Here is a 16,747-nt window from a genome sequence, read left to right on the forward strand (position 1 = left end):
AATTAGTTGAACCGTCAGCAGATTGATAGTAGAGATTGGTTCGAAATTATTCGAACCATCAGGTGCGCCGTGACCGATACGACACTCTCCATACCGCTGCGCAGCCTTGCGGGCTTCCGCATCACGCTCTCGGGCATGGCGGTAATGATGGCGGGTGCGAGCGCACCCTCGCCGTTCTATCCCTTGCTGCAGCAAGAGATCGGCTTCTCACCGGCAATGCTGACCGGCATCTTCGCGGTCTATACCGTTGCGCTCCTGGCTTCCCTGCTCATCACGGGCTCGCTGTCGGACCATGTCGGCCGGCGACCAGTCATCTCGGCCGGTTTCGGTCTGATGGCATTGAGCCTGTTGCTGTTCTGGCAGGCGGACGATGTGGCTGGATTGATGATGGCCCGCGCATTGCAAGGTGTCGCGGCCGGCCTGCTTCTCTCCGCGCTGTCTGCGACCGTGGTCGATCTCGAGCCGAAAGAAAGGCCCGGCAGTGCTTCCATCTGGAACTCGGTCATTCCGCTGGGCGGACTTGCCGTGGGTGCTCTGGTAGCGGGCATTTTGATGGACATCACGCCGATGGCGGAGGCCGACGTGTTCGGCACGTTCGTCGCGGCCTATGCACTGTTTGCCGCCGTGATCTGGTTTATTCCCGAGACCGCACCGCGGCATGAAGGTGTCTGGGCCTCGCTTAAACCACGGATCGGCATACCCGCAACCGCTGCCAAACCTTTCTGGCGCAGCGCCCCGGCGGTGATCGCCGGCTGGGCGACGGGCGGCCTTTATCTCTCGCTCGGCGCACCGATCGTCCGGCACGTTTTCGATGCGCAGGATCATCTGACCCAGGCCGGCGTGATCGCGCTGCTCTGCGCTCCGGGTGCCCTCGCCTGCTATATCGCACGCGGGCACACGTCGCGACAGGTAACCCTGTATGGAACAGCGGCGCTCTCCGTCGGCACCGCACTCACGCTTGTCGCAATCGCGTGGCAATCGCTCCCCGCCTATCTCGCTGCGCTCGCGATTGCCGGAACGGGTTTTGGCACTTGCTTCTACGGGGTGCTGCGGTCAATCGTTCCGACCGTGCGCCCGGACGAGCGCGGCGAACTTTTTGCCGCGCTGTTCACGCTGAGCTATCTCGCCTTCGGTCTGCCCGCCCTGTTGGCCGGCATGGCCGTCGGTGCCTTTGGTCTGACATCAACAGCGCTGGGCTACGGCACGCTGATCGTTCTGTTCTCAGCGGCCGCAGGCCTGTTGCGGCGGTTCGGGACGTCCGATTGAAGAGACGTCTTGAACCTGCGGGCACGGAAGTCGGGTCGAAAAACGGCCTACTGCCCGCCAAGGATACGATTATCGTGTGTGAGCCCGAGGGCCTATTTCCGTATTCCCATTTACTACGCCGGCAGGTGGGCTTGGCGAACGAGCTCACCCTTGAGACGCGCCGTCTCAAGACCCCGCCCGCAGCATCGCACTTGCATATGAAGCACTCGGGGGCCCGGTCCGCATGTTCGGCAAACCCCATCCCGCAATATACCGTCACGCCCAATCCCTGGTTTCTAGCATCGCCGCGGATCGGATTGTCTTCATCGGAGACAGCATCGAACACGACATTGCAGGCGCCGCCGGCGCGGGCCTCGCGTCGCGCCTTGTTCGAACGGGTGTGCTTGCGACCCGTTCTGAAGACGACCTTGCGCGTCTCTCCGGAGAACACGGGGCGCCTCCGGATTTTCTGATGGAGCGCTTAACACTATGAATGCCAGGTAAGCGTTCGCGCGGATCACGCGCGTCGGCGGAAACGCTGATCCTGTCCATACATGATGCCGGCACATCGCCGGCATCATGCAGCTAGGCTCTACAGGAGATTGCGCGAGGCAAGGTTGCGCATCAGATGCGAAGCTCCGAAAACCCAAGGCGGGCATTCCGTTGCGAGCTTCACCGTATTGACGAGCGCGCCGAGCTTGTCGTTGGAAATCGTCACGACGTCGCCGACCTTGTGCGTAAAGCCCTGTCCGGGCGCGCCGCGGTCCTCGACCGGGGCGAACAGCGTGCCGAGAAACAGAACGAAGCCGTCCGGATACTGATGATGGGCACCGCGCGTCTGGGCCACGAGATCCAGCGGATCGCGGCTGATCTCCTTCATCGAACTCTTTCCAAGCAGCACAAAACCGTCCTTGCCCTCGACGCGCAGGTCCAGCTCGGCATTGCGCACATCATCGATCGTATAGGTTTCGTCGAACAGGCGGATGAACGGGCCAATCGAGCAAGAGGCGTTGTTGTCCTTGGCCTTGCCCAGCAGCAGGGCCGAGCGCCCCTCCACATCGCGCAAGTTCACGTCATTGCCGAGGGTTGCACCCTTGACGCGACCTTCGCTATCCACCGCAAGCACGATTTCCGGCTCGGGATTGTTCCACTTCGAAATCGGATGCAGGCCAACGGCGGCACCCGCGCCAACGGAAGACATGATCTGCGATTTCGTGAAGACCTCGGCGTCCGGACCGATGCCGACTTCGAGATATTGCGACCACAGGCCTTCCTCGATCAGCGCGGACTTTACCCTCTGGGCGTCTTCCGATCCCGCCCTCAGATCGCGAAGGCTGGCGCCGATGATCTGCGAAACCTTCTCACGGATGTTTGCTGCACGCTCGGGATTGCCCGCCGCACGTTCCTCGATGACCCGCTCGATCATCGAGCGGGCGAAGGTGACACCGCAGGCCTTGATCGCCTGGAAATCGATCGGCGCAAGCAGATGAAGCCGGGAGCCGTCCGGCTCGCTCAGCGACAGCAGGCTTTCCAGAGAGCCGAGATCGCGGCCTTGCGCATTGCGGACGAAATCCGCCGGCGCCTCCAGTTCCAAAATATCCCGAACGGTAGCACAGCCCTTCGCAGTGATATCGTAGAGACGACCGTCGCGGATCGTCACAACGACCGGCCCATCCACGTCCGGCGACCACGCCCGGCCGATGAAACATCCTGTTGCAAAGCTTGAAATAATATCGGTCACGACGATCAATGCTCCCTGAAAGCCAATGTCAGTATGCGGTCTTCACTCATCTCGCTACGCTCGAGAATGCCGGCAAGCCGCCCCTTCGACAGGACCGCGACTCGATCACAAAGGGCGAGAATTTCCGGCACCTCGGACGAGGCCATGAGCACGGTCAAGCCCCGTTCGGCGGCCTGCGCGATGATGGTGTAGAGATCAGCCTTTGCGCCCACGTCCACGCCATGCGTCGGTTCGTCGAGAAGCAGCAATTGCGGCTCGGCCATGAGCGCGCGGGCGAAAATGACCTTCTGTTGATTGCCGCCCGACAGCGTCGAGATCGGCTGCATGTCGTTCGCCATTCGAATGCCGAGGCTTTTGGTGAAGGCCGCTATGCGACTGGCCTCCCCGCTGCGATCCGAGAAGAACCGACTGGCGAAGCGCCTCAGGCTCGAAATGGCCGCATTGTCGCGCACGGAATGCTGCGGCAGGATTCCTGCCGTCTTGCGCCCCTCCGGCACCAGTACCACGCCGCTTTTCACAGCCTCGCTTGGATCGCGCGGTGAGAAAGTCCGCTTGTTAAGCGTAAGATACCCGGATTTCAGCGGCCGAACGCCATGGATCACATCCAGAAGCTCCGTGCGCCCGGCTCCGACAAGACCGAACAGGCCGAGAACCTCGCCGCGGCGCACCTCCAGGCTGATATCCTCGATATGCACACCATCGGAAACGTTGCGCAACGACAGTGCGACGGCGTTCTCATCAATGGCACGCGGCTTATAGTCGTAGATCGCCGGTTTGCCCGTCATGTCGGCGATCAGTTGTTCCCGGCTCGTTTCGGCCGGCTTGCGCTCGCTGACGATGGCGCCGTTGCGCAGAACCACCAGACGGTCGCAGAGACCGAGCGCCTCCTCCAGACGGTGCGTGATGAAGATGATCGCGGTGCCTGCCTCCCGCGCATTTCGCACGTATGAAAAGAAGCTTTCCACCTCGTGCGGTGTAAGCGAAGACGTCGGCTCGTCAAGGATCAGCAGGCGCGGCTGTCGCCCGGCCGCCTTGGCGATCTCGATCAGTTGTTGCTCGCCGGCACGAAGCGAGCCCGCCTCCCGCGCCGGGTCCAGGGCGCCGGCCCCGACACGCTCCAGCAAGGCCTTCGATGAGGCGCGCATCAGCACCTTGTCGACAAAGCCGAGCGGCGTGCGCGGAAAGCGCCCGAGATAGAGGTTTTCCGCAACCGAAAGTGCCCCGACGACGGAGAGCTCCTGGTGGACGAAGCTGATGCCGGCGGAAATTCCGTCACTGACATTGCCGAAGCGAACAGGCTCGCCGGCAAGATCGATCGTGCCGGAATCGGCGACAAGGCCGCCCGACAATATATGCATCAGCGTCGACTTTCCGGCACCGTTCTCACCTAGCAGCCCGACCACCTCGCCCGGATAGAGGTCCAGATCGACGGAATGCAGGACCGCATTGCCGGAAAAGGCCTTGGCCACCCCGCGGGCGCGAACGAGCGGCTGACCGGCGCGAGAAGCGCCGGTCGCATTTTCAACGATGTTACTTGGCATCGGCGGGGGTCAGCAGGTTACCGACGACGGGAATGACCTTGGCAGGCGGCTCAGTGCCGGCGACGAGGTAGTTGTAGAGCATGACGCTGGCATCGAGCGCCTGCTGGTAGGGCGCCTGATCGAGCAGGCCGACCATCTCGCCGGTCTTCAGATACTGCATGTTGTCGGGCGTGTGGTCGAAGCCGACAACGCCGACCTTGCCGGTCAGCCCGAGATCCTTGACAGCCTTTGCGGCGCCGAATGGGCCACCCGCCGTGACATAGACCATCGACAGATCGGGATTGGACGTCATCATGTCCTGAACCAGCGAATAGGCCTCTTCCGCCTTGTCCTTGTTCTCGAACGGGCCAACGATCTGAATGTCGGGAGCGTTTGCCTTGAGATAATCGACCGCGCCGTTCATGCGCTGTGTATGTTGCGTGGCACCGAAGTAACCGGTGATGACGCCGAGCTTGCCTTTGCCGTTCATCTTTTCCTGGATGAATTTGCCGATCTGTTCGCCGGCCGATGTCGCGTCCTGACCGATGAAGGCGAGGCGTTCGGAGGGCGCAGCGCCTTCCGCAACGATGTTGAAGACCGGCACGCCGGCTTCCGTCGCTTCGTTGATGATGCGCGCCGTGCCATCGAAGATCGGAACGACGACGATGCCGTTATACTGCTTGGCGAGTGCGCCTTCGATGCCGGCGACAACGGCTTCGGCAGAGAGTTCGTTGCCGAGATCGACGAAATCGACCGTGGCGTTGAAGCCCTTCAGATAGTCGTTGGCGGCCTTGGCGCCATCGGTCACCGGCGTCCAGAACGGATTGTTCTGGAAGGAAAGGAAGGCGATCTTGATAGGTCCCTTCGTGTTTTCCACAGCGGCGACCGTGCCGCCCTTCGGCGGCTCCGCCGCATTCGCAACCGACAGTACCGATGCCAGACCGAAGGCGGCCGCAGCCGTCAGTTTCGTGATTTTGCTGATCATGTTCTTCTCCTCCACAGGGTTGATCACTCGTCTTCACCGCCGCGCTGCAGGCCGTCCAATGCCACGGCGAAGATGATCACCAGACCCTTGGTGACGACCTGCCAGTAGGCGGAAATGCCGAGCAGCACGAAAGCATTGTTGAGCAGCGCCATCAGCAGCGCACCGATGACGACACCGGCAATCGAGCCGCGCCCGCCACTGAGCGCCGTACCGCCGAGGATGACGGCGGCGATGACGTCGAGCTCGTAGCCGACGCCGAGATTGGGGTCGGCGCTGGCGAGGTTGCCGGACAGGATGATCCCCCCGAGACCGGCAAGCAGGCCGCAGAAAGCGAAAATGAAGAGGCGCGTTGCCTTGAGATCGACACCGGCGAGACGCGAGGCCTTCGGGTTGTCGCCGATCGCGTAGATTTCGCGGCCCCGTACGGTGCGCACGGAAAAGACATGCACGGCGATGGCGAGCACAATCATCAGCAGGAAGGACACCGGGATGCCCGCAATGCGACCCGCACCGACGAATTCAGCAATACCACCCATCGGCACGGGAATGCCGCCCGTCATCAACAGCGCGATGCCGCGCGCGACCGACAGCGTGCCGAGGGTCGCGATGAACGGATTGATCTTCAGCCGTGTATAGAGCAGGCCGTTGACGATGCCGCAGCAAAGGCCGGTGAGCAGGCCCGCGAAGAGGCCGACGCTTTCAAGCCCCGTGTCCCGGATGACGACGGCCGCGACCACGGCGGACAGACCGATCACCGAACCGACCGACAGATCGATGCCACGGCCGATGATGACCAGCGCCTGGCCGAGCGCCACGATGGCGACGACCGAGGCCTGCCGGCCAACGTTCAAAAGATTGCGCGGGGCCAGAAAATACTCGCTGGCAAAGGAAAGATAGACGGCAACCACCAACAGCATCAGCAGAACCGATGCTTCGCGGTGGCGTCCGAGACGCTTGAGCGCGACAAGACCCGTGTTCATGCGTCTTCTCCTATCGCCGCCGGAAGACTGGCGGGCGCTTTTCCTTGAAGGCCTGACGGCCTTCCTGCGCGTCGGCGGTGGCAAAGCAGATCGTCTGGAGATCGCGCTCGTATTCGACAGCCTTTTCATGCGGCATCGAGGCTGCGGCCTTGAGATTGAGCTTGGCGGTTTCCGCCGCGATCGGTGCGCGGGAAGCGATCGTCTCCGCGATTTCGCGTGCCCGCGGCAGCAGTTGCGCGGAGCTCACCACATCGCTGACGAGGCCCCATTGCTGCGCCTTCTCGGCACTGACGGGATCGCCCGTCATGATCATCAACGCCGCATTCGACGGACCAATCGAATGGGCGAGACCTGCCGCCATGCCCCCGCCGCCGATCCAGCCGAGCTTGATTTCAGGCGCGGCAAACTGGGCATTCGAGGATGCGATGCGGATATCGCAGGCCATGGCCGTCTCCAGCCCTCCGCCGAAGGCATAGCCGTTGACGGCGGCAATGGTCGGCTTCAACAGCGCATGGATGGCGTCGCAATAGTCTTCACGGTTGCGGAACTGCCAGGGTGTCTCGTAGGTATCGAGTTCGCGGATATCGGAGCCTGCGCAAAACGCACGCTCGCCGGCCCCCGTCAGGATGACGCAGCGGATCGTATCGCTGTCGTTACATTCCCGAACCGCCGCCACGATGGCATCCGCCATTTCAGGCGTGACCGCGTTCAGTTTGGCCGGGCGGTTCAGGGTGATGGTCGCGATCGCGCCATCCACCTCGAAAAGGATCTCCTCCGTCATGTCGTCTCCTATCGCTCCTCACCGCCACGCCGATGGGCGCGGTAGAGGTCCTGCAGTTGGGCAAGCACGCTCGCGGCCGCCGCCTTTGCTTCGAATGCGTCGCGCAAGAGGGCAGATGCCCTGCTCTGGAAGGCGATGTAGCCATCGTGGCGGGGGCGCACATAAGCCGCCTCGATCGTCTCGGCCGTCTGGCGGTAGAAACCGTTCCAGCGCCGGTTGACGCCATTGTCGAACCAGGCCTCGCGCCGCGAAGGCTGGCCATCATGGGCTGGAATGAAATGGATCTGTGCCTCGCGGCTCATCAGCCAGAGCAAATGCGCCTTGAGTTCCGGGCTCGGATCGCAACGCTTCGAGATGCCGATACCGGTTCCGCCGAGCGTGGATCCGGGACGACCGCCGGCGACGCGACGCGGCGCATCCGCGAAGGTGACCGGCTTGCCGGCGTCGGGGGCCGAATAGTTCACATAGCCATAGATGAGCGGGCATAGCATCACATCGTCGAAAGCGGCCATATGGCCGAGAATGCCGATCGGGTTCTTGTCCCTGACGACACGCGGGCTCAGCGACGCCAGCTCCGCCATCAGTTCATAGACGATCGTTCCGGTCTCGCTGGAAACGAGGACATCCGGGTCCGCCTCAGCGGGCGGCTCGCCATAGGCGGCAGCAATAGACAGGAAGCTCAGGACCGCATGCGGCCCTGCCAGCGAGAGCGCAACCTTGCCGGTGCGGCGGGAGAGATCGGCGACTGCCGCCCATGTCTCCGGCGCCCCGCCGTCGACGAGATCGGCGCGCAACGCCATCACCTGCGTTGCGGCATCGAGCGGCAGCGCCCAATGCTTCCCGGCATAGTGGTAGCTCGACAGCGACGGCCCGATGCTTTCAGCGCCGAGCGCCTCGACCACATCGGCGCCGAACACGCTTTCGAGCGATTGCAGGCAGTCGCCGCTAACGGCTTCACCGACATGCGGATGATCGATCACGACGAGATCGTAACGCGCGCAGAGATCGGCGATCGGGTGCGACTCGAAGCCTTCGAGCGGCTGCTTGTCCCATTGGATATCGAGGCCGGCGGCGATCACCTCGTCGCGCCGTGCGGCAGCGGCGAGCGCATTGAAGCCGCGCGGATGGTCCCAGGTCAGGGCCTTGATCGTCGCCATGGTCAGATCGTCCCCTTCGCGACGGCGCCGTTTTCCACGAGCGAGGCGATCGTCGCGTCATCGTAACCGGCCTCCTTCAGGATTTCCTGCGTGTGCTGGCCGGTGACAGGCGCACCGCGCTCGACGGTGGAGGGGGTCTTCGAGAACTTGATCGGGAAGCCCGGCGTCTTGACTCGGCCTTCGGTCGGATGGTCGTAATCGACGAAGGTGCCGTTGTGCTTGATCTGCTCGTCCTCGACGAGATCGGCATAGCCGTAGACGGGGCCGCACCAGATATCGGCAGCGCGCAGCAGGTCGAGCCATTCGGCCGAAGTCCTGGTTTTCAGCCGGTCGCGGGTCTTGGCGAAGATTTCGTCGCGCCGCGCCCAGGTATCGACCTCGTCGTCCATCGTCAGGAAACTGTCCTCACCGATCACTTCACCCAGCGTTTTCAACTTGGGGAAGGCGACGATGATGAAGCCATCGCTGGTAGCGAAAGCGCCGTAGGGTGCGCGGATATAGACATGTGCATGCGGCTCTGCGGAGCGCTGCTGCGGCTTGCCGCCCACCGTATAGACGGACAACTCCTGCATCTGGATCGTCGTGATGGCATCCAGCATGTTGACCTGAACGAGCTGCCCCTCACCGGTCCGTTCGCGATGAAACAGCGCTGCGAGCGCCCCTTCGAAGGCCGTGTAGGCGGTGATCGCATCGACGAGATACTGGCCTGCGGCCGTCGGCGGCTCGCCCTCGCGTCCGGCCGACAGCATGGCGCCGGACATGCCCTGGAGAACGAGATCCTGTCCAGGACGATTCACATAGGGGCCATCCTCGCCATAACCGGACATCGACACATAGACGAGGCGCGGATTAATCTTCGACAGCGTTTCGTAATCAACACCCAGGCGCTTGGCGACACCGGGACGATAGTTCTGCAGGAAGACGTCGGCGGTCTTCACGAGATCCAGCAGAACCTTCTTGCCGGCTTCCGACTTGAGATCAACGGCAAGCGAACGCTTGTTGCGGTTGAGCGACAGAAACGAGACATTGACGCGATTGCCGCCCGCGCCGCCAGCCGCCACATGACGCTGCCATTCTCCAGTCGTAGGCTCCACCTTGACCACATCGGCACCCAGATCGCCCAGCCGCTGGGCCGCAAACGGCCCCGCCATGGCGATGGAGCAATCCAAAACCCTGATACCCGACAAAACACCCATATGCGGTCGCTCTCCTGCAAGTCCTCAAATTGGCCGCAACTTATCGGATAAATTCGCCCTGTCTAGAGTTAGCGCTAACTATTTTTGAGTTGTCACTTGCCGTTTGTTTGCCCAGGATGGTTTCCGCTACCCGCAACTTGATGAGCGCTAACTTTGGTATTGACCATCGCTCAAATGATGAATAGATAATTCATTGGTAAAGGTGGAGCGGCCGCAGTGCCGTTGGAGGAGGAAATCGATGAAGACGTTTCAGTCAGGCTTTCGCCTGAGCTTGCTTGCCGCTGCGCTGCTTTCGTCTGCCGCAGTTCCCGCTTACGCGGATGCCCGGTCCGACGCGCTTCAGGCGCTGCCGGAGAATGTGCGCGCGCTCTACACCGAGGCCGTCGACGTAGCACCGGCCGCGCTGGGCGAATTCAAGGCGCCGGCCAAGCCGTGGCGCTGGTGCCATTCGGAATCCTATATGGGCAACCCCTGGCGCGTGACGTTCAACGATGAACTTGCCCGCCTCGTCAACGGCGCCAAGGAAGCCGGCGCCGTCTCGGAATTCATCGTCTCCGACTCGAACGGCGACGCCACGCAGCAGATCTCGCAGATCCGCTCCTTCATCGAACGCGGCTGCTCGGTCATCACCACGATTGCCGGTTCGTCGACGGCGCTCAATGCCGTCATCGAGGACGCGCAGAAGGCAGGCATTCCCGTCATCACATCCGCAGGCGCGGTAACGACGCCCGCAGCAATCAATGTCATGCACAACCAGAACCTCTGGGGTTACCAGATGGGCAAGGGCATCGCCGAGGCGCTGCCCAACGGCGGTGCAATCCTGCAGGTCGAGGGAATTTCCGGTCACCCGCTGGTTCAGCAGGAAAATGCCGGTCTCGACAAGGCCGTGGCCGAAAGCGGCAACCTGACGATTGCCCGCAAGGTCAGCGGCGAATGGACTGGCACGACCACGAAATCCGCCGTTCTTCAGGCGCTGGCAACGACGCCGCAGCAGATCGATGCGGTGTGGTCCACGGGCAGCGAGGCGCGTTTCATCGCAGAGGCCTTCCAGCAGGCGGGCCGGCCCCTGCCGCTGATCGCAGGCTCCATTTCGGGAGATGCACTCGGCTTCTGGCATGAGAACGAGGACAGCTTCAAATTCTACGGCGGCGAGGTCTCGCCGCATGTCGCTGCACAGAATGCCTTCCGTGTCGCGCTCCGCATCATCGAAGGCCAGAAGCCGATCGTAAACACGATCATCGCGCCGATGCCCACCATCACGCAGGCTGATCTGCCGACCTGGTACAAGGACTGCATGAAGCCGGATTCGGCCGCGATCTTCCCGATTCCGCCGCAGGATCCCTTCCCGGAAGAACTGCTCAACGGCTACTTCTCGAACGGTCAGGCAACCCCGCTTTACGATTTCGCCAAGGTCCCGGCCTCCTGCGCGAAATAATCGCCTGAATGGTGACCACCGCCGGCCCGCCGGCGGTGGTCGTTTCGCGTTTGGCAATGAGAAGGCCGTCCCGCATGCTTGCTACGACACATCCGCAATCCGGAATGGTCGCGACATCACGCATCCACCGCGTTGTCACCGGGAACGGCGGGGCCGCGCCCTCGCGCGGGGATACTGTCGAACTGACGGTCAGCCACCTGACCAAACGCTATGGCGAGACGCTGGCACTGAGCGACGCATCCGTTACGTTCAAGCCCGGCATCCACACGATCCTTGGCGAGAACGGCTCGGGAAAGAGCACGATGCTCAAGATCCTCTCGGGCGTCGTGTCGCCAAGCGAGGGGACGATCGCCCTGAACGGCCGCGCCATCAGCCCGCGCACGCCGCACGACATGCACGAACTGGGCCTCTCCACGGTATTTCAGGAGGTGCTGATCGCGCCGCATCGCACCGTCGTCGAAAACATCTTTCTCGGCTATGACGGACCGCTGAGGCGGCGGATCGAGAAATCCGCACGCGCGCCGCTTGCACAGGCGCTGCTCGCCGAAATCTCCCGCTTCCCCATTCCACTGTCCGCCCCTGCGGGTGAACTGCCGCTCGCCAGCCAGCAACTCATCGTTCTCGCCCGCGCGCTCGTGCGCCTGCCGTCCATCCTGCTGCTCGACGAGGCGACGGCCGCCCTCGACTATGCCGACCGCGATCTTGTCTTCGATGCGATCGAAAACTATGCCGCTGCCGGCAACATCGTCATCTTCATCTCGCACCGTCTTGAAGAGGTGCGCCGCCTTTCCGATCGCGTCACCGTACTCAGAAGCGGACACATCGTCGAAACGCTCGAGAGAGACGGCATTACCGCCGAGAGGCTCCTCAAGCTCATGGCCCCGGAGGCGGCGATCCATGCCTGACGATACGATCCTTTTGCGCTACGACGACCTCGTGCTCGCCCCCGGACGGGCGCCACTGTCGGGCGCCATCCGTGCCGGCGAGATCACCGGTATCGCCGGCCTCGAAGGCCATGGCCAGGAGCAATTCCTCTTGGCACTGGCCGGCCTCGGACGATACCGGGAAGGCGCAATCACCGTCGAGACGACCGATCGCGGTCCGCTCTTCTATCGCGACCACTACGAGGCGGCGCGCCATGGCGTCGTCTACCTGCCGCGCGACCGGCGTGCGACCGGCATCTTTCCCGTGCTCTCCGTGCTCGACAATTTCGCAATCCCGTCCATGCCGCGTTTTTCGCTGGCCGGCATTCTCAACCGCAAGCGCCTGAAAGACGAACTCGCCGCCTATACGGACTTCCTGTCGATCCGCTATCCCTCGGCAGATGCGCCGATTTCCGCGCTCAGTGGCGGCAACCAGCAGAAGGTATTGCTGGCGCGCCTGCTTGCACTCAAGCCCCGCGTCATGCTGCTCAACGACCCGACCCGCGGTGTCGATCTCAACACCCGTCTGAAGTTTTACGAAGCGTTCCGTAAGCTCGCGGCCGAGAGCGGCATCGCCCTCGTCATTCTCTCAAGCGAGATCGAGGAAATCCTCACACTTTGCGACACGGTCTCGATCTTCCGGGATTTCGAATGCAGCACGGTTCTCGATCGCGATTCCATGTCGATGGAGCGCGTCATGGCTGCCATGTTCGGTCAGGAAGGAGAGCGCGCATGAGCGCTGAACCGATGAATTTTCACAAGCCGCGCTTCTGGGCGCGCAGCGAGACGCGTCTTGCGGCGATCCTTTTCGTCGTGCTCGTTCTGCTCAACGCCGCACTGAACCCCGTTCGGTTCTCGCCGGTAAACTGGCCGACCGTGCTCGGCCTTGCCGCTCCGATGATCCTTGCAACCATGGCGACGACACTGCCGTTTCTGGCCGGTCGCGGCTCGATCGATGTCTCGGTCGGCCCCCTGATGGGCCTTATCAACGTCATCCTCGTCAAAGTGGTCATCGGCGATCTCGGCATTTCCTCGCCCTGGATCATCGTTCCGGCCGCGCTCATGCTCGGGCTTGCCTCCGGCGCCCTGAACGGCTTTCTGGCTGCGATCCTGCGCATTCAGCCGATCGTCGCGACGCTCGCCACGTATCTCATCTACAGCGGGCTTGCACTCTCCATTCTGCCCTCGCCGTCCGGCACCGTGCCGGCATGGCTGTCCGCTCTTGCCGGTCCGCTGTCCTTCATACCCGTCGGCATCGTCATCATCGCATGGCTCTTCTTCAAGCGGCTGCCGTTCTACGAGCTTCTGATGGCCGTCGGCAGCGATGACCGCGCAGCGTTTACCGCCGGAGTGAACGTCCCGGTCATCCGCTTCTTCGCCTATGTATTTTCCGGCCTCGTCGCCGGTGTCGCAGCCCTTGCACTGACCGCGTTGATCGGCTCCGGTGACCCCAATATCGGCCCCGGCTATACGCTGATCGCCATTGCAGCGGCCGCCCTCGGCGGCGTCAGTCTTGCCGGCGGCGTCGGCGGGCTGGCGGCGGCCTTTATCGGTGCAGCCGATATCTTCCTGCTGCAGAACGTGCTGACATCCTTCAACGTCTCCACCTTCATGCTGCAGGCCGCCTATGGCGTCGTGCTGGTGCTTGCCGTTTGCCTCAACTCCGAAAAACTCAAAGCAAGGTTCCAGACCAAGAGGGCCAGCCGATGACGACCGCCCTCTTCTCCAACCGCGCCGTGATCGCCTTCATCGGCGTGATCATCGTATTCCTGCTCGGAACGATCCTCATTCCCGGCTTCGGCAGTGTGTTTTCGGTGCGCGCCATGCTGATCCTTGCATCGCTGCTGGCGATTGCCGCACTTGGCCAGACGCTCGTCATGATCCTTGGCGGCATCGACCTGTCGATCCCTTTCATCATCGGCTTCGCCAATGTCGTCTTCGCCAGCCTTTACGGGAGCGGCATGCCGGCCTTGCCTGCCTTCCTCATCGTCATCGCCTGTGCTGCTGCCATCGGCGCGCTCTCCGGCGCCCTTTCCGCCGGCCTCTCGATCCACCCGCTGATCGTCACGCTCGGCGTCGGCACGGTGGTTCAGGCCGCCGTGCAGCTGTGGACGCGTGGCCTGCCCACCGGCTCGGCACCGCCTTTCATCAATGATTTTGTGTCGCTCGGCGGCACAATCGGCCCCCTGCCATTCCCCTGGCTGATCCCGTTCACGCTGGCGCTCACGCTCGGCTGCGTCTTCGTGCTGCACCGAACGGTTTATGGTCGCCGGCTCTATGCGCTCGGCTCTAACCTGAAGGCGGCGGAACTTGCTCTCGTACGTCCCGTCGCCATGTGGACGACGACCTTTGCGCTGAGCGCCGTCTTCGCCGCTCTTGCCGGCATCCTGCTGGTCGGCTTCACCGGCTCTTCGAGTGCGACGGTCGGCACGCCCTACCTGTTCCAGACCGTTTCGGCGGTGGTGATCGGCGGCACGGCGCTCATCGGCGGGCGCGGCGGCTTCGTCGGCACGGTCGCCGGCGCCATCGTGCTCGTCGAGCTGCGCACGCTGCTGATCGGCCTCGGCCTTTCGGAAGCTCTGGTGCAGTCCGCGCTTGGGCTTCTCATTCTGCTGCTCGTCGCCGCCTATGGACGTGACCAGCATATCCGCAACCTGATCTGAGGAGATCCCATGGACGAACGGCTTGCAAAGACCATTGCCGCCATCAGGGAGACTGGCGCGGACTGGGGCCTGTTCACCAGCCCGGACGGCGTCGCCTATGCGCTTGGCCATATCTCCGGCATCGAGGCCGGCCCTTCACCCTTCGCGGGTGGTCCGAGCCTCGGGATCGTTGGCGTGAATGGTGAAACCGCGCTCCTGGTCACCAATCTGGAAGCAGGCACCGGAAGCTGGGCCGATCTCGTCATCACCTATACCGGCTTCTCCTTCAAGGAGGCGACCGACATCTTCGCGAACTATGTTTCGCAGGCAAACGCACTGCTGCGACGTCTCAAGGTCGGTGGAAAGATTGCGGTCGAGCCGCATGCCCTACCCGCCTCCATCCTCCCGCTGCTGGAAGACAGCGTGGTCGTTTCCGTTGAACCGGCCTTCCGCCGCCAGCGCGCGATCAAGACCAAAACCGAGATCGGACTGTTGCGCGAAGCGGCGCTGACGGCTTCCGCTGGGCAGCAGGCCTTCCTTTCGGCAACCCGCGCCGGGATGAGCGAACTCGACCTCTTCGCCACCATCCGGCTTGCCATGGAAACCCGCGCCGGCGAACGCCTGCCTGTCACCGGCGACCTCATTTCCGGGCGGGAGCGCACGTCTCAGTTCATGGGGTGGCCCGGCAACCGCATCCTGGAAACGGGCGATCCGCTGATCTGCGATCTGGCGCCGCGCGTCGCCGGTTACTGGGGCGACAGCTGCGCGTCGGCCATGATCGGGACGCCGTCCGCCGGCTTCGAAAAGCTCTTCGGCGCCGCCCGAAGCGCATTGGACATGGCAATCGAAACCATTCGTCCGGGGCTTGGCATCGACGCGCTCGACCAGAGCCTGCAGGCGACGATCAACCGGCACGGCTATTCCTACGCGCACCATTCCGGCCACTCGATCGGAACCGGCGTGCATGAATGGCCGCGCCTTGTCGCCTATGAGCGAGAGTCCCTGAAGGAAGACATGGTGATAATGGTGGAGCCGACCGCGCTCGATCCTGATGTCGGCGGTGTGCGGCTCGAATATATGCTGCGGGTGACGGCAACGGGCTGCGAAGTGCTGACCGACTTCGCCCATCGGCCGGATATTCCATCTTCCTAGCCGCTGTCGCGGATCATCAGCTTGAACCCCATATCGATGAGCGTGGTTTCGGATTGGATGCCGCGCATGCCCTCCAGGAGAAGGCGCCCGGCCTCGCGGCCGATTTCCGCCGAAGGTACGGAGACTGTCGTCAGCGATGGAATGAGATGCCGGGCAAGCTCGAAGTCGCCGAAGCCGGTAATGGCAAGACGCTCCGGCACCTTCAGGCCGATACGCACGCTTTCCTGTAATGCGCCCGAGGCGATGATGTCGCTCGAAAACATCACGGCATCAGCTTCAGGATAACGCGCGAGTGCCTTGCGCAAGAGATCCGCACCGGATGCCATGGTCAAGGGCAGGTCCCGCGAGATGGAAATCCGTGGCGCCTTGCCGGGAAACAGCTCCTCCATGGCCGCGGCAAAGCCGTCCCGCCGCTCGGCTGCGCGGCTATCGCCCTTGCGCAGCACACCGGCAAAGACGATGTTCGTCCGACCGGAGCGCACGAGATGCCGTGCCATTTCGGCAATCGCGTCCGTGTTGGAAAAACCGACGAGCCGATCGATCGGCTTTTCCGTCATGTCCCAGCCCTCGACGACCGGAATGCCGGCACGTTTCAGCATGGTCACGCTGGCGCGGGTATGGTGCGTGCCGATCAGGAACACGCCATCCGGCCGCCGCCCGAGCAGACTGCGGATCACGTCTTCCTCGCGGTCCAGCCGGTAATCGGTGTTGCCGAGGAAGATCTGGTACCCCTCGCGGTGCAGCACCTCGGAGAAGTGCTGCATGGTTTCAGCGAAGACGGAGGCCGAGAGCGTTGGGATGACGGCGGCGACGGTGTTGCTCTTGTTCGATGCAAGATGGCTCGCCGCGAGATTGTGAACGTAGTGCGTCTTCCTGATCGCATCATCGATGATCTTGCGGTTTTCCGGTGTCACCGTGTCGGGAAAGCGTAGCGCGCGCGAAACCGTCTGCATGGAGACGCCGGCGGCGGCGGCGACATCCGCCATCGTC

General features: G+C 62.9%; 16 protein-coding genes. 8 read left to right on the top strand and 8 right to left on the bottom strand.

Annotation, left to right across the window (positions count from 1 at the left end):
• The first annotated feature begins 6 nt into the window (after window positions 1-6).
• Together MUU55_RS21315 and MUU55_RS21320 are read left to right on the top strand one after the other, a co-directional pair.
• Window positions 7-1,266 (top strand): MFS transporter, encoded by a 1,260-nt coding sequence (locus MUU55_RS21315; protein WP_244762796.1) that lies wholly within the window; start codon window positions 7-9, stop codon window positions 1,264-1,266.
• 184 nt (window positions 1,267-1,450) lie between these two features.
• Window positions 1,451-1,738, top strand: a complete 288-nt coding sequence (locus MUU55_RS21320) for an HAD hydrolase-like protein (protein WP_342346070.1) — start codon at window positions 1,451-1,453, stop codon at window positions 1,736-1,738.
• A 99-nt stretch (window positions 1,739-1,837) separates the two neighbouring features.
• Here the strand turns inward: MUU55_RS21320 and MUU55_RS21325 are convergent, their stop codons facing one another.
• Genes MUU55_RS21325 through MUU55_RS21355 form a run of 7 tightly spaced genes read right to left on the bottom strand, consistent with a single transcriptional unit; the run spans window position 1,838 to window position 9,605 of the window.
• Window positions 1,838-2,977 carry a fumarylacetoacetate hydrolase family protein gene (locus tag MUU55_RS21325; protein WP_244763127.1) on the bottom strand — a complete coding sequence of 380 codons (1,140 nt, stop codon included), beginning with the start codon at window positions 2,975-2,977 and terminating at the stop codon, window positions 1,838-1,840.
• Between the two features lie 14 nt (window positions 2,978-2,991).
• The gene (locus MUU55_RS21330; protein WP_244762798.1) at window positions 2,992-4,527 is read right to left on the bottom strand and encodes a sugar ABC transporter ATP-binding protein; all 1,536 of its coding nucleotides are present in this window, start codon (window positions 4,525-4,527) and stop codon (window positions 2,992-2,994) included.
• Window positions 4,517-5,491, bottom strand: a complete 975-nt coding sequence (locus MUU55_RS21335) for a sugar ABC transporter substrate-binding protein (RefSeq protein WP_244762799.1) — start codon at window positions 5,489-5,491, stop codon at window positions 4,517-4,519. The genes MUU55_RS21330 and MUU55_RS21335 overlap by 11 nt, the downstream gene beginning before the upstream one ends.
• Window positions 5,492-5,514: 23 nt before the next feature.
• Window positions 5,515-6,471, bottom strand: a complete 957-nt coding sequence (locus MUU55_RS21340) for an ABC transporter permease (protein WP_244762800.1) — start codon at window positions 6,469-6,471, stop codon at window positions 5,515-5,517.
• 10 nt (window positions 6,472-6,481) lie between these two features.
• Window positions 6,482-7,252 carry an enoyl-CoA hydratase/isomerase family protein gene (locus MUU55_RS21345; protein WP_244762801.1) on the bottom strand — a complete coding sequence of 257 codons (771 nt, stop codon included), beginning with the start codon at window positions 7,250-7,252 and terminating at the stop codon, window positions 6,482-6,484.
• Window positions 7,253-7,260: 8 nt separating this feature from the next.
• Window positions 7,261-8,409, bottom strand: coding sequence for a type 2 periplasmic-binding domain-containing protein (locus MUU55_RS21350; protein WP_244762802.1), 1,149 nt, complete (start codon window positions 8,407-8,409; stop codon window positions 7,261-7,263).
• A gap of 2 nt (window positions 8,410-8,411) precedes the next feature.
• Window positions 8,412-9,605: a CaiB/BaiF CoA transferase family protein gene (locus tag MUU55_RS21355; RefSeq protein ID WP_244762803.1), complete on the bottom strand. Its 1,194-nt coding sequence runs from the start codon at window positions 9,603-9,605 to the stop codon at window positions 8,412-8,414.
• Window positions 9,606-9,843: 238 nt separating this feature from the next.
• Between MUU55_RS21355 and MUU55_RS21360 the strand changes: the two genes are divergently transcribed.
• The 6 genes from MUU55_RS21360 (at window position 9,844) to MUU55_RS21385 (ending at window position 15,757) form a co-directional block, all read left to right on the top strand.
• Window positions 9,844-11,040: a substrate-binding domain-containing protein gene (locus tag MUU55_RS21360; RefSeq protein ID WP_244762804.1), complete on the top strand. Its 1,197-nt coding sequence runs from the start codon at window positions 9,844-9,846 to the stop codon at window positions 11,038-11,040.
• Between the two features lie 74 nt (window positions 11,041-11,114).
• Window positions 11,115-11,945: an ATP-binding cassette domain-containing protein gene (locus tag MUU55_RS21365; protein ID WP_244762805.1), complete on the top strand. Its 831-nt coding sequence runs from the start codon at window positions 11,115-11,117 to the stop codon at window positions 11,943-11,945.
• Complete coding sequence (locus tag MUU55_RS21370; RefSeq protein WP_244762806.1) at window positions 11,938-12,699, top strand: ATP-binding cassette domain-containing protein; 762 nt, start codon at window positions 11,938-11,940, stop codon at window positions 12,697-12,699. The genes MUU55_RS21365 and MUU55_RS21370 overlap by 8 nt, the downstream gene beginning before the upstream one ends.
• Window positions 12,696-13,673, top strand: a complete 978-nt coding sequence (locus MUU55_RS21375; RefSeq protein WP_244762807.1) for an ABC transporter permease — start codon at window positions 12,696-12,698, stop codon at window positions 13,671-13,673. Before MUU55_RS21370 ends, MUU55_RS21375 begins: the two co-directional genes overlap by 4 nt.
• The gene (locus tag MUU55_RS21380) at window positions 13,670-14,626 is read left to right on the top strand and encodes an ABC transporter permease (RefSeq protein WP_244762808.1); all 957 of its coding nucleotides are present in this window, start codon (window positions 13,670-13,672) and stop codon (window positions 14,624-14,626) included. The genes MUU55_RS21375 and MUU55_RS21380 overlap by 4 nt, the downstream gene beginning before the upstream one ends.
• A 9-nt stretch (window positions 14,627-14,635) precedes the next feature.
• Window positions 14,636-15,757, top strand: coding sequence for a M24 family metallopeptidase (locus MUU55_RS21385; protein WP_244762809.1), 1,122 nt, complete (start codon window positions 14,636-14,638; stop codon window positions 15,755-15,757).
• Here the strand turns inward: MUU55_RS21385 and MUU55_RS21390 are convergent.
• Window positions 15,754-16,743: a LacI family DNA-binding transcriptional regulator gene (locus MUU55_RS21390; protein WP_244762810.1), complete on the bottom strand. Its 990-nt coding sequence runs from the start codon at window positions 16,741-16,743 to the stop codon at window positions 15,754-15,756. The genes MUU55_RS21385 and MUU55_RS21390 overlap by 4 nt on opposite strands.
• Window positions 16,744-16,747 lie beyond the last annotated feature (4 nt).

Source organism: Shinella curvata, from assembly GCF_022899935.1.
Lineage (GTDB): Bacteria > Pseudomonadota > Alphaproteobacteria > Rhizobiales > Rhizobiaceae > Shinella > Shinella curvata.

Bases quoted from the DNA above. Each gene is read 5' to 3' on its own strand.
- MUU55_RS21330 (WP_244762798.1), bottom strand. From the start codon at position 4,527: ATGCCAAGTAACATCGTTGAAAATGCGACCGGCGCTTCTCGCGCCGGT.
- MUU55_RS21335 (WP_244762799.1), bottom strand. From the start codon at position 5,491: ATGATCAGCAAAATCACGAAACTGACGGCTGCGGCCGCCTTCGGTCTG.
- MUU55_RS21340 (WP_244762800.1), bottom strand. From the start codon at position 6,471: ATGAACACGGGTCTTGTCGCGCTCAAGCGTCTCGGACGCCACCGCGAA.
- MUU55_RS21345 (WP_244762801.1), bottom strand. From the start codon at position 7,252: ATGACGGAGGAGATCCTTTTCGAGGTGGATGGCGCGATCGCGACCATC.
- MUU55_RS21350 (WP_244762802.1), bottom strand. From the start codon at position 8,409: ATGGCGACGATCAAGGCCCTGACCTGGGACCATCCGCGCGGCTTCAAT.
- MUU55_RS21355 (WP_244762803.1), bottom strand. From the start codon at position 9,605: ATGGGTGTTTTGTCGGGTATCAGGGTTTTGGATTGCTCCATCGCCATG.
- MUU55_RS21360 (WP_244762804.1), top strand. From the start codon at position 9,844: ATGAAGACGTTTCAGTCAGGCTTTCGCCTGAGCTTGCTTGCCGCTGCG.
- MUU55_RS21365 (WP_244762805.1), top strand. From the start codon at position 11,115: ATGCTTGCTACGACACATCCGCAATCCGGAATGGTCGCGACATCACGC.
- MUU55_RS21370 (WP_244762806.1), top strand. From the start codon at position 11,938: ATGCCTGACGATACGATCCTTTTGCGCTACGACGACCTCGTGCTCGCC.
- MUU55_RS21375 (WP_244762807.1), top strand. From the start codon at position 12,696: ATGAGCGCTGAACCGATGAATTTTCACAAGCCGCGCTTCTGGGCGCGC.
- MUU55_RS21380 (WP_244762808.1), top strand. From the start codon at position 13,670: ATGACGACCGCCCTCTTCTCCAACCGCGCCGTGATCGCCTTCATCGGC.
- MUU55_RS21385 (WP_244762809.1), top strand. From the start codon at position 14,636: ATGGACGAACGGCTTGCAAAGACCATTGCCGCCATCAGGGAGACTGGC.
- MUU55_RS21390 (WP_244762810.1), bottom strand. From the start codon at position 16,743: ATGGCGGATGTCGCCGCCGCCGCCGGCGTCTCCATGCAGACGGTTTCG.